Here is a 9183-nt window from a genome sequence, read left to right on the forward strand (position 1 = left end):
GTCAGGCAGACTTGAGCAGACAGGTTCCGCAGGCCCTCGAAATGTTGATCTTGGCCACCTCAGGCGGCCGGCTTGCAGCATCGATCAGCTGCTGTACGTCGTGGCTGGCACCGTAGCGGCGAACCACGCCGACGAACTCCTCGACGTCATGGCCACGCATCTCAAGCTTGGGCATGCCGTCATCGCCGAACGCTGGGGCGCCGTACTTATCGAGCTTGTGGGCGATGTGATAGAGCTCATGCTCCACCAGGGCGCAGTAGTCGCCGGCCAAGGTGATGAGAAAGTCGGGCTCCTCGCCGAACCAGGCGCGCATCTGCTGCTCTTGCCGAGCCTTCTGCCATCCACCTGCGCGGATCATCAGCTGTTCGGCCTGGCCCAGTACATCGCGCCCCTTCTTGGTGAAGGCTGAGGATGCCCACAGGACACCGACACTGGCGTCGATGAGGTGCGCGTGTTCTTCGTTGTGGATGCTGCCAGTGGTGGCAAGGATTTCTTGCTGTATCCACTCCCATACATCAGGAGCTGGGCTAAGCGTGAGGAAGGCCTGCTCGAGCAGGTCGGCCGGTGGCATTGGTCGCGTCATGGGCTTCCCTTATTGCCTCCGTGAAGCCAGTATCCCATGTTCCCTACCCCAGACCGAGGGCAAGAAATGTCAGACCGATTTGAAGTTCGCAGCGCAATAGCAGTTGAGACCGGGTCCGCTCGTAACGGAGTGATCAATTCCACCAAGGCTCCTAGAGGATTCCAGATCTACGACACACTCGAGAACAAGCGCGGGCGTGACCTGTACATGACTAGGGGCGAAGCTCAGGAGGAGTGCGATCGCCGAAACGGGAGACGCTGAAAACTTCGCGCCACAAAACTGCGCATCTCGATTCTGTGGCGCCGATCACTCAACCGGCTTGCATCGCTCGCAATCCAGGTGCCGGCAGATCCACCGTTTGACCCGTGGCCAGTAGGTGAGCATGAACATGTGCCGCATTCCCGCCAGGGCCAGGGACACCATCAGCGTCGCCCAAGCCGTATTGGCGGTGAAGAACATGCGCTCGGACCGGGCCAGGATGGCGTAGCCGCTGATGGCGATGACCGCGTACAGCACCTTGCCGATCACCCCGTCGCGCACCTTTCCGCTCAGCACGCACCAGGTCGCCCAGATTGCGATGACCCCCGCCGCGATGGCATTGATGTATTCGTATGTCATGAGCTAGGCCCTCCGAACTTGGACCTGATGACAGACCATAGATCGGCGGCTTTGATCGCTCGGTTGATGGCGGCAATGAGCGAACCGCCAAAGGTGCCGAGAAGAAAGCCCACGCCTGCGACGCTGCGGGGCTCGGTGATGCCGAAGTAATTGCTGACCATGCCGGTGAGGTAGTGGGCACAGGCCATGCCAGTGAACAGGAAGAGCAGCCAGGCCTTTCGGTCGGTCAGGTCGTCCTTGTGCCACCGGGTCGCGACCAAGGCCCCCAATAGGCCTGCAATCATCCAGTCGAACTTCTCGAGCAGGCGGTGGAAGAACTCCATGCTCGACCTCTCGCTGTGCATGAACGAAAAAACCCGGCGCAATGGCCGGGTTCATGTGGGTGTTTGCCAAAGGCAAAATTATCAGGATGGCGAAATCATGCCACCAGCCGAACGGGAACGCAATAGGCCCTCAAGCGGCCCTTCGCATTTCGTTGATTGCGGCCGCAACCGGACTCAGCGCGGCCTTGTCCAGATCCTCGCAGCAATCGAACGCCAGGCGCACAAACCCTGCCCAGTCGCGCTCCCAGTTGGTGGACTCAAGCTTCACGTCGTAGTGCGCCACCATCCAGGCTCTGAAGCCTTCAGGCGACTCCAGTGGATCGGGGTTTGCCGACTGGCCGCCCTGGTGCATGTACCGATACCGGGCCATGACACCCTTCACCACATACTCCAGCTTTTCACGCTTGGCTGCGGTCATACGCGGCGAGCGCTGCTGCACCATGACGAACACCGCCTCCTCGGCATCCTCCTGGGTGTCGGCGTCGAGCCGAGGCGAATACATGAAGTTGCCGAACGCCTTGATGCTGCCGGCGAGCTGACCGATAGCCGACTGCACACCACCCGCCAGAGCCTGGTGCACGGCATGGCTGGCCATCCGCTGCTTCTCGGTCGTTTGCACCATGGCACCCAGCAGGCCCAGTTGCTCGATGAATGAGCCCTGGCTGTCCCAGGCCGTGTACAGGCAGTCGTGCCACGCTTGCCGTGCGCTCTTCAGTTGCATGGGCCGCCCTCCTCACGCTTTCGTTTTGCCGCTGCACGCATGCCCCGCACGATGCAGTAGGCGCCAAAGATGGCCATGGCCAGCAGCAGGAGCTGGCCGGTGTCAGTTGGTGTCCAGTTCATGCAGCCTCCTTTGGCAGGTCTCTTAGCTTCTGCCTGTACAGGGCCTTGATGGCCTGCAGGTCTTCGATGGTGTAGCGGCGGACTGATTGGTCCCTTTCGAGGGCCTCTACAGCCTCAAGGCCGATACGCTGAATCAGGCCAATGCGGTACTCAGCCACGTTTCCGGATAGGTAGCGGTTGTCGTGCTTCGACTGGGCGTGGCAGTTGTTCTCGTCGAAGCGCAGGTGTGGTGCAGAACCCCGGCTACGAAAATGCCCGGCATCCACCGCGTTGCCGTTCCAGTCGAGCGGGCGGCCGCTGGAGATGCACGCATACCCCGCCAAACGGTCCCGCTCGCGGATGTAAGCGTTAAACGCCTGCTGGGCCTCCCGTAGGTGCTCCCCCTTCGTCTTCAGCTTCTCACGGCGCTCCTGGAGGTCCTGGCGCTTTTGCTTGGTGATGGCCTTGGCCGCGATCTTCTGCAGCTTCGGATCCTTGGCCATGGCCTTGGCACAAGCGATGCTGCACACCTTCTGCGTGGACATGGCCGGCTTGAAGGGCTTTCCGCAACCTGGTGCCTTGCACTTCTTCGGCCTGATCTCCTTTGCGAGCATCATTCCTCCTCCTGGCGACGACGGAATTCGGCCATCAGCTTTTCTTGGCGGCGCTTCCGGCGCTTCTTGTTGAGCGGCTCCATCACTCGGAAGAACATCCACAGAAACGGAACGGAGACCGGGAACGTGATCAGCATTAGCGCTCGAACTACAACAGCCAAAAGCACATAGCTGAGGTGCTTTGCGGCTTGCCATGCCTCGACATACAGGTCGGGATCGATCAAGCCAGTGGCCGCTTGCCAAGCGATGTAGCGCATGGTGAATTTATCCCGGCTCATGCTGCCTCCTCGCTCAGCAGGTCGGCGAAGTGCACGCCACGCGCGGCAAACTCCTCGACGATCCGGTCGGTGTACTGGCAGCCCTGGGCGCGATTGAACAGGCGGGTCACCGGGAAGCCATCCGGCCCGAACATGGCGCACGGCCCCATCCAGCGCAGCTTGATCTCGTAGGGCAGGTTGAGCAGGGCCATGTTGTAGCCGTCGCGGAACTCCTCGCAGGACGCGCGCATGATCGGCACGCCGTGGTGAAGCTTGCAGTAGCGGCGCACCTCCTCCACGTCGCCCATCTCGGTGCTCTTGGCGATACGCTCGTACATGGCGAACCACAGGGCGTTCTGGTCCAGAGTGCGGTCCTTGCCCGGGCGCATGCTGACCACCACGAATTTCTTCTCCCGGAAGAGCCGGGTCATCATCGTGATGGCCTCGGAGAGCTTGGCCTGGCTGTTGACGCTTATCTTCTCGGTCATGGCGCCACCTTCAGGCCCTGGGCCTCGATGGCGGCGCGAACTTCATCGCTGCGGTGGAGCGGGTAAATCTCGTCGTATTCGAAATCAGGGAGTTGATCCGGAAGACCTGCGTACTCGTTATCGCGCAGGCTGTCGTAGCCTGCCTCGTAGGCGACCACCTGCGGCAGCTCCACCACCACGGCCTCGCGGGAGGCCCTCCACCCATCCCAGGCCCCATTGGCGTAGGGACTCAGGTAATAATCAGGGGCTTCAGGCGCGCGAGTGAAATCCATGCCCCTGAATTTCGGGCTTGTCTCGAATTCTTCGCGGCAGATGTCGCGCATCTTGTTGGTGTCCATCAGTGCTTCTCCTGCATGGCTTTGCCGATCTCGGCGGCAGCGCAAGTGATGGCGCGTCGAGTCATCTCGTAATGGCAGCTGTTGGCCTGGGTATAGGCGCACCAAATCTCATCACCGAACTCGTCACAGACGTCGACGCCAGTCTCGCTGGGCTTCACCTGGAGGCTGAGGTCTACAGCCAGGCGCAAGGCGTCTGCATCCCGCCGGAGCGGATTCCATGCCGTCGAAACCAACTCGCCGCCCCGGTGCGCCACAAGGCTCAGCACAGGCGGATTCATGTCCATCCGCTGATCGTTCCATTTGTGATTCGTGTCCATGCCCACGGCCTTCGCCGCCAGCTCCAGCAATTCGCGATCAGTCAGGCTCATACGCCCTCTCCGGCCGGCTGCCCGGCGCGCTTGATGTTCAACTTGGCCAGCAGGTGTGCACGGCACGCGGCGGCGCTCGATGGGATCTGCTGGAGGTCCAGCAACCGGGCCTGGCGTTGGCTTGCGTACTCGTCGGCCAGCTCGATCAGGCTCTTCTGGCTGTCGTGGCCGATGCCGGTGGCGATCTTTCCGTCCAGGGGCTGGCCTTCCTTGGCGCGGCGCAGCACGATGTCGTAGGCCCGGTCGAAGCGCGCCTGCAGGCCCTTGTCGTTCTGCTGGGCAGCGCGCAGGTCGAACAGGCCGGTGACCTCGGCGGCGATCTTCACGCCCTGGTGGCTGTAGGCGCCGATCAGTGCCTCGACCCAGGCAGCGGCCGGCGCCGGCATGCCGAAGTCTTCAGGGGTCGGCTGGCACATCGCAATGAACTCGCCCACGCTCGGCGCGAAAGGCTTCTTCAGCTTGCGGCACTTCTCAATGCCGAACTCGATCTGCTCCAGCGTGCGGATACCCTCGGAGGCGAACTCCTTGATCCACTCCTCCTTGGCAGCGGCCAGGGCCTCGGTGGATGGCCACGCTTGGCGCCAGGCCGGGAAGATCCCGCGCAGGCGGCGGAACAGGTCGTTGACCACCTCGGCAGTCTCCAGCGAGACCACCACCGGCCCGCCGTGCAGCTCAGGCGGACGGTTCTGCATCGCAGCCATCAGTTGGTTTGCTGATTTCATGTGCGCACCATCAGCCCTTCGGCCCAGGATGAGTCGTTGAAGTCGGGTTCGTTGTTCTGGCGACGGGGCGCTGCCTGCTTAGCACCTGCCGGCTGTGGCAGTTCGTCTTCCCAGCGCTTGCCGTTCAGCCAGGTGGATGCGTGCGGGATGAACTGGCCGCCGTCCTTGGTCCAGTCTGTCGATACGGCCCAGGCGGCCAAGGACTTGCCCATCAGGTCGAACAAGTCAGCGGTGACCTTGATCTTCGTCCAGGCCTTCTTGGCGTCGGCCTTGCCTACCTTTCGTGGATAGATCTTCCAGAAGCGCTCGAAGTCGACCAACTCGCCTTCGCGAGAGTCAGTCCTTACTCCCTTCAGTCCTTGCTTACCTTCAATACTTACTAGTGTCGGATTTGCCGGATACGGCTGAGCCGGAAGCGGTTCAACCGGATACGGCAAAGCCGGAAGCGGTGTTTCCGACACGACGTAGTGGGTTTCGCCAAGCAAACCGGACTCTCCACGGTCCTGGCGGCGCTCGACGTAGCCAGCGGCGATCAGCTCTTGCAGCAGGCCGTACACGCCGTCACGACCGGTAGGCTTCGACGATTTGGCGGTCTCGTTGCGCAGGTGAGTGACGGACACGGCCCAGTGGTCAGGCTTGCCCAGCAGGAAGACCAGCAGGCCTCGGGCAGCCCAGCTCAGGCGGCCGTCCTCGCTGATCGACTTGTTGAGCATGTAGAAGTTGGCCTCGGGGCGAGGCGCGCGGATGATGCTCATGGCGTCACCTTCGCGGGCGCGAGCTGCCAGAGTGTGTTGTTGCTCTGCGACTTGTCAGATACCACCAGCCCCAGCTTTTCCATGCGGTCGAGCTCCTGGCGGATCTTCCGCGTGCCGATGGCGCCGTGCTGCAGGTGATGACGGAACCACCAGGTGCAGTACCAACCTCGAGCGGAAAGCTCTGGCTTGCTCATATAGGCGATGATGTCGTCGCGCAGGTCCTGGCGGGTCATGCTGCACCCCGCACTGCCTTGTCGTGGGTGTGCAGGCCGTCCCAGTTCTTCTTCATGGGCAGCTCGCCGGCCAGGTACAGTTCGTACAGACGCACGGCGCCCTTACGCAGGAGGATCGGCGTGTAGCTGATGAAGGCCTCTTTCCCGTGCGGGGTAATCTCCTGCTGGTGCTCGGTCATGTACTTGTCGCGGGCATAGGCGGCGACGCGGTAGCGGGTACCGGACTTGCTCTCGTTGTAGAGCCAGTTGCGGCCTTCAAGGAAGTGACCCACCTGCATCACGTTGACCCCATTCAGGCCCTTGCAGAACTGGACGTGGCTCATGCCTTCCTTGAACAGGTTCTCGAGGTGGTCGATCTTCTTGGCCTGGGCCTCGACCTGGACGGTGAGCAGCACGCGGGCCTTCTCCGACTCCAGGGCCATCTGGAGGATTTCCAGCTTGCTGAGGTCGGCGGGCTGGGCCGGGACGGCTTTCGCCAGGCGCCAGAACTCCTTGACCAGCCGTTTCTTGAACTCGCGGACGATCGAAGTGTTGCGCATATAGGTCAGCAGCAGGGTCGCCTGTTGCTCGTTGAGCAAGGCGATTTCACGGGACTGAGCACCGCCAGCGGTCTCAAAGGGTTCGATTTGAAATCTGACCCCTCCAAACTCGGCGAAATCGGATTCGTACTTGCGCACAAGAGCAATCACGCTGGCGTGCTCGTTGCCTGTTTCGCTGGCCACAGTGACGGTGCTGGTCACCGCCTCGCCTTCGAACAAGGTGACGATTTCTGTGCGCGCCACGAAATCGTGGTTCGCATTTTGTGGCGCGCCCCTTTTCAGGGCCTGTACACTTTGGGTCTGCATATGCATAATCCCCTTCAGAGATTTGTGTTTTGCAGAGAGCCGGGCCGCGAACCCGGCTTTTTTGTCTCTGCGATTTGGCGTCCCTTATGAGGGACTGGCGCCCGGGTCCCTAATTAGAGATCGGACGGTTACCTCGGCGCTGCGAACGGCACCACGTTGTTGCTCTTGGGCTTGCCCCGCTGCGAGAGAATTTGGGTGGTCACCCTCAAGATCTGTGCGCCCAGTTGATCCGTCGTCACTCCGGCCTCTTCGGCCCAAGCTTTCAGCTCCGCGTAGTCCTCTTTCCTGAGCTGAGCGACCTCAACCTGGTGCATCGGAACTGCGTCAATTACTGCGGGCATCAATCCTCCCTGGACCTATTCAGGCCCTGGCCTTCTTCTCGTTGATCAGCGGCAGGTGGCCGTGCTCTTTCTTGAACGCCAGCGCGGCCAGGATGATTTCCCGAGCCAGCACGCTGTGCTGCGCCTTGAGCTCCAGGGCGTAACCCTTCAGCTCGTTGAAGTCCTCGTCATCCAAGCGGACCTTGACCTGGTGGTCGTGGCGGTGAGCTTTGTCGTCGTAGGCCATCAAGTGATCCCCTGCTGGTCGATCTATCTGGATGAAGAGGTACTTCGTGGTCCGCATTTAGGCCCCATCGAGGGCCTTTTTATGTCCTACCAGGCCCAGCACCGGCGCCCTGTGTCGCATTTGTCTCAATTGCTCCTGGATGGCTAGCGATCGACTCATCTCCAGGTACTCATCAGTCGATCTCTCCAGGCTCCAGCCGAGGTCGGCAGCCAGCTGTCGAACCTCAGCCTTCACCTCGATTGGCAGCAATTCGAAGGTGGTTTCAGGCATAGGCCCTCCATAGGGTCCTCAGGCCGATTTATCCTGCTCGCCGGCACCGTTCATTTCTCGAAGCAGGTCAGCGGCGCCAAGTCGGCGACCGAGGTTGGCCAGCTCGTGGACGTAGGTCGCCAACTGCATGCCGGCCATGCGGGCCTCCATGCGCAGTTTCCTTACCTCCTCTGGCTTCCAACGCGACTTGATCACTTCGCTGCGTTTGTTGGCGGGGTCCAGGTGCATTCAGGGATTTCCTTGTGATTGAAAATTGGTTACGCGGCCGACTTACGAGCTGGGATCGGGCGAACTTCATTCGCCTCGATGTGCCCGTCGTCGTGCATGGTGATTCGGATGTCCCGCTTTGCTCGGAACATTTGGGAGACGGCGCTTTGCTGAATCCCCAGAGCCTTGGCGAGGTCGCTCTGGGTTCCATGCCCGGCCAGGTATTCCTCAAGGGAAACAGTGTTCATCTGGTCTGCCTCATAGGGGTTTGATCAGATATTAGCACTGCTGTTTTACATTTTTCAAGGACAAAGAGTAGCAGTGCTGTTTGCTAAAGAAGCAGCGCTGCTACTAAATCACGCGCATGAAGAAACCGATCAGAACTCCTCTGTCTGCCGAGCAGCTCGCGGATGCGAAGCGGCTGCACGACATCTACAAAAAGCGCGCCAAGGAATCCAGGGAAGATCCATCCAAGCCTCCGTTGACTCAGACCGAAGTTGGCGAACGATGCGAATGGAAGTCTCCCCAGAGCACGGTGAGCCAGTACATGACGGGCAAGGTCGCGCTCAACCTTGAGGCGCTGGTCAAGCTGTCAGAGGCTCTGGACTTCGAGCCTGCGGAGGTAAGCCCTACTCTTGCGGCTGGCATCAGGCGCGCACCCTCTTCGCAGCACCCTGACCATGACGCGCCGGCAGCCAATTCGCCTCTGCCCGCCTCCGCTGATGTTCCTGAGTCGGAGGACGATCGTTATGCATTTGTCCCACAGTACGACGCCAAGGCAGCAGCCGGCTTAGGCAGCGAGAACCCGCATGTGGAGATCCGGTCGACCCTGGCGTTCAAGCGCGACTGGCTGAAGGTCAAGGGCGCCAAAGCTGATCAGCTGATCGTGATCTACGCCGAAGGTCAGAGCATGTGGCCAACGATCAACGACAGAGATGTTCTGCTGGTCGACCGCTCCCGGATAGAGCCAATGGATCGTCAGGTGTTTGTACTGGCCGGGGCGGATGGCGCGATTGTGAAGCGCCTGATTCAGGGCCCATTTGGAAAATGGATCTTGCGCAGCGACAACGACGACAAGGACCAGCATCCGGATCGGTTCTTCTTCCGTAGCGAGGACAACGAGCACCGAATCATCGGCCAGGTGATTTGGCGCGGCGGCGATCTTTAGCGCCC

The 9183-nt window shown here is 60.9% G+C and carries 20 protein-coding genes; 1 reads left to right on the forward strand and 19 read right to left on the reverse strand.

Annotated features, from left to right (window positions below):
• Position 1 precedes the first annotated feature (1 nt).
• The 19 genes from AC5O5I_RS19315 to AC5O5I_RS19405 form a co-directional block, all read right to left on the reverse strand.
• Positions 2-583, reverse strand: coding sequence for a putative metallopeptidase (locus AC5O5I_RS19315; RefSeq protein WP_494511364.1), 582 nt, complete (start codon positions 581-583; stop codon positions 2-4).
• Positions 584-889: 306 nt separating this feature from the next.
• Positions 890-1201 (reverse strand): hypothetical protein, encoded by a 312-nt coding sequence (locus AC5O5I_RS19320; RefSeq protein WP_494511365.1) that lies wholly within the window; start codon positions 1199-1201, stop codon positions 890-892.
• Positions 1198-1524 (reverse strand): hypothetical protein, encoded by a 327-nt coding sequence (locus tag AC5O5I_RS19325; RefSeq protein ID WP_026034491.1) that lies wholly within the window; start codon positions 1522-1524, stop codon positions 1198-1200. Before AC5O5I_RS19325 ends, AC5O5I_RS19320 begins: the two co-directional genes overlap by 4 nt.
• Before the next feature lie 130 nt (positions 1525-1654).
• Positions 1655-2245 (reverse strand): hypothetical protein, encoded by a 591-nt coding sequence (locus AC5O5I_RS19330; protein ID WP_494511366.1) that lies wholly within the window; start codon positions 2243-2245, stop codon positions 1655-1657.
• Complete coding sequence (locus tag AC5O5I_RS19335; RefSeq protein ID WP_265960000.1) at positions 2236-2367, reverse strand: hypothetical protein; 132 nt, start codon at positions 2365-2367, stop codon at positions 2236-2238. Before AC5O5I_RS19335 ends, AC5O5I_RS19330 begins: the two co-directional genes overlap by 10 nt.
• Complete coding sequence (locus AC5O5I_RS19340; protein ID WP_494512780.1) at positions 2364-2960, reverse strand: recombination protein NinG; 597 nt, start codon at positions 2958-2960, stop codon at positions 2364-2366. Before AC5O5I_RS19340 ends, AC5O5I_RS19335 begins: the two co-directional genes overlap by 4 nt.
• Entirely contained in the window at positions 2960-3238 is a 279-nt protein-coding gene (locus AC5O5I_RS19345) for a hypothetical protein (RefSeq protein ID WP_494511367.1), read from the reverse strand. The genes AC5O5I_RS19340 and AC5O5I_RS19345 overlap by 1 nt, the downstream gene beginning before the upstream one ends.
• A complete protein-coding gene (locus AC5O5I_RS19350) occupies positions 3235-3705 on the reverse strand; it encodes a hypothetical protein (RefSeq protein ID WP_494511368.1) in 471 nt (156 codons plus the stop codon). Before AC5O5I_RS19350 ends, AC5O5I_RS19345 begins: the two co-directional genes overlap by 4 nt.
• Positions 3702-4043 carry a phiTE_015 family protein gene (locus AC5O5I_RS19355; RefSeq protein ID WP_494511369.1) on the reverse strand — a complete coding sequence of 114 codons (342 nt, stop codon included), beginning with the start codon at positions 4041-4043 and terminating at the stop codon, positions 3702-3704. Before AC5O5I_RS19355 ends, AC5O5I_RS19350 begins: the two co-directional genes overlap by 4 nt.
• Complete coding sequence (locus AC5O5I_RS19360; RefSeq protein ID WP_494511370.1) at positions 4043-4411, reverse strand: hypothetical protein; 369 nt, start codon at positions 4409-4411, stop codon at positions 4043-4045. Before AC5O5I_RS19360 ends, AC5O5I_RS19355 begins: the two co-directional genes overlap by 1 nt.
• Positions 4408-5133, reverse strand: a complete 726-nt coding sequence (locus AC5O5I_RS19365; protein WP_494511371.1) for a replication protein P — start codon at positions 5131-5133, stop codon at positions 4408-4410. The genes AC5O5I_RS19360 and AC5O5I_RS19365 overlap by 4 nt, the downstream gene beginning before the upstream one ends.
• Positions 5130-5888, reverse strand: a complete 759-nt coding sequence (locus AC5O5I_RS19370; protein ID WP_494511372.1) for an LvrA C-terminal domain-related protein — start codon at positions 5886-5888, stop codon at positions 5130-5132. Before AC5O5I_RS19370 ends, AC5O5I_RS19365 begins: the two co-directional genes overlap by 4 nt.
• Positions 5885-6121: a hypothetical protein gene (locus tag AC5O5I_RS19375; RefSeq protein WP_172286094.1), complete on the reverse strand. Its 237-nt coding sequence runs from the start codon at positions 6119-6121 to the stop codon at positions 5885-5887. The genes AC5O5I_RS19370 and AC5O5I_RS19375 overlap by 4 nt, the downstream gene beginning before the upstream one ends.
• The gene (locus AC5O5I_RS19380) at positions 6118-6972 is read right to left on the reverse strand and encodes a Rha family transcriptional regulator (RefSeq protein ID WP_494511373.1); all 855 of its coding nucleotides are present in this window, start codon (positions 6970-6972) and stop codon (positions 6118-6120) included. The genes AC5O5I_RS19375 and AC5O5I_RS19380 overlap by 4 nt, the downstream gene beginning before the upstream one ends.
• A 122-nt stretch (positions 6973-7094) precedes the next feature.
• Positions 7095-7307, reverse strand: a complete 213-nt coding sequence (locus tag AC5O5I_RS19385; protein ID WP_494511374.1) for a hypothetical protein — start codon at positions 7305-7307, stop codon at positions 7095-7097.
• Positions 7308-7326: 19 nt separating this feature from the next.
• Complete coding sequence (locus AC5O5I_RS19390; RefSeq protein WP_027907143.1) at positions 7327-7533, reverse strand: hypothetical protein; 207 nt, start codon at positions 7531-7533, stop codon at positions 7327-7329.
• A 57-nt stretch (positions 7534-7590) separates the two neighbouring features.
• On the reverse strand, positions 7591-7803 hold the full coding sequence (locus AC5O5I_RS19395; RefSeq protein ID WP_119140677.1) for a hypothetical protein: 213 nt from the start codon (positions 7801-7803) through the stop codon (positions 7591-7593).
• 18 nt (positions 7804-7821) lie between these two features.
• Positions 7822-8031, reverse strand: a complete 210-nt coding sequence (locus tag AC5O5I_RS19400; RefSeq protein ID WP_266034360.1) for a hypothetical protein — start codon at positions 8029-8031, stop codon at positions 7822-7824.
• A 29-nt stretch (positions 8032-8060) separates the two neighbouring features.
• Positions 8061-8258 carry a Cro/CI family transcriptional regulator gene (locus tag AC5O5I_RS19405; RefSeq protein WP_197843788.1) on the reverse strand — a complete coding sequence of 66 codons (198 nt, stop codon included), beginning with the start codon at positions 8256-8258 and terminating at the stop codon, positions 8061-8063.
• A 287-nt stretch (positions 8259-8545) separates the two neighbouring features.
• Between AC5O5I_RS19405 and AC5O5I_RS19410 the strand changes: the two genes are divergently transcribed.
• Positions 8546-9178: a S24 family peptidase gene (locus AC5O5I_RS19410; RefSeq protein WP_494512781.1), complete on the forward strand. Its 633-nt coding sequence runs from the start codon at positions 8546-8548 to the stop codon at positions 9176-9178.
• Positions 9179-9183: the final 5 nt, after the last annotated feature.

This window comes from Pseudomonas sp. 9_2_1 (assembly GCF_059295275.1).

What these genes read in the sequence shown, in the direction of transcription:
- AC5O5I_RS19315 (WP_494511364.1), bottom strand. Translation starts at nt 583, where the DNA reads ATGACGCGACCAATGCCACCGGCCGACCTGCTCGAGCAGGCCTTCCTC.
- AC5O5I_RS19320 (WP_494511365.1), bottom strand. Translation starts at nt 1,201, where the DNA reads ATGACATACGAATACATCAATGCCATCGCGGCGGGGGTCATCGCAATC.
- AC5O5I_RS19325 (WP_026034491.1), bottom strand. Translation starts at nt 1,524, where the DNA reads ATGGAGTTCTTCCACCGCCTGCTCGAGAAGTTCGACTGGATGATTGCA.
- AC5O5I_RS19330 (WP_494511366.1), bottom strand. Translation starts at nt 2,245, where the DNA reads ATGCAACTGAAGAGCGCACGGCAAGCGTGGCACGACTGCCTGTACACG.
- AC5O5I_RS19335 (WP_265960000.1), bottom strand. Translation starts at nt 2,367, where the DNA reads ATGAACTGGACACCAACTGACACCGGCCAGCTCCTGCTGCTGGCCATG.
- AC5O5I_RS19340 (WP_494512780.1), bottom strand. Translation starts at nt 2,960, where the DNA reads ATGCTCGCAAAGGAGATCAGGCCGAAGAAGTGCAAGGCACCAGGTTGC.
- AC5O5I_RS19345 (WP_494511367.1), bottom strand. Translation starts at nt 3,238, where the DNA reads ATGAGCCGGGATAAATTCACCATGCGCTACATCGCTTGGCAAGCGGCC.
- AC5O5I_RS19350 (WP_494511368.1), bottom strand. Translation starts at nt 3,705, where the DNA reads ATGACCGAGAAGATAAGCGTCAACAGCCAGGCCAAGCTCTCCGAGGCC.
- AC5O5I_RS19355 (WP_494511369.1), bottom strand. Translation starts at nt 4,043, where the DNA reads ATGGACACCAACAAGATGCGCGACATCTGCCGCGAAGAATTCGAGACA.
- AC5O5I_RS19360 (WP_494511370.1), bottom strand. Translation starts at nt 4,411, where the DNA reads ATGAGCCTGACTGATCGCGAATTGCTGGAGCTGGCGGCGAAGGCCGTG.
- AC5O5I_RS19365 (WP_494511371.1), bottom strand. Translation starts at nt 5,133, where the DNA reads ATGAAATCAGCAAACCAACTGATGGCTGCGATGCAGAACCGTCCGCCT.
- AC5O5I_RS19370 (WP_494511372.1), bottom strand. Translation starts at nt 5,888, where the DNA reads ATGAGCATCATCCGCGCGCCTCGCCCCGAGGCCAACTTCTACATGCTC.
- AC5O5I_RS19375 (WP_172286094.1), bottom strand. Translation starts at nt 6,121, where the DNA reads ATGACCCGCCAGGACCTGCGCGACGACATCATCGCCTATATGAGCAAG.
- AC5O5I_RS19380 (WP_494511373.1), bottom strand. Translation starts at nt 6,972, where the DNA reads ATGCATATGCAGACCCAAAGTGTACAGGCCCTGAAAAGGGGCGCGCCA.
- AC5O5I_RS19385 (WP_494511374.1), bottom strand. Translation starts at nt 7,307, where the DNA reads ATGCCCGCAGTAATTGACGCAGTTCCGATGCACCAGGTTGAGGTCGCT.
- AC5O5I_RS19390 (WP_027907143.1), bottom strand. Translation starts at nt 7,533, where the DNA reads ATGGCCTACGACGACAAAGCTCACCGCCACGACCACCAGGTCAAGGTC.
- AC5O5I_RS19395 (WP_119140677.1), bottom strand. Translation starts at nt 7,803, where the DNA reads ATGCCTGAAACCACCTTCGAATTGCTGCCAATCGAGGTGAAGGCTGAG.
- AC5O5I_RS19400 (WP_266034360.1), bottom strand. Translation starts at nt 8,031, where the DNA reads ATGCACCTGGACCCCGCCAACAAACGCAGCGAAGTGATCAAGTCGCGT.
- AC5O5I_RS19405 (WP_197843788.1), bottom strand. Translation starts at nt 8,258, where the DNA reads ATGAACACTGTTTCCCTTGAGGAATACCTGGCCGGGCATGGAACCCAG.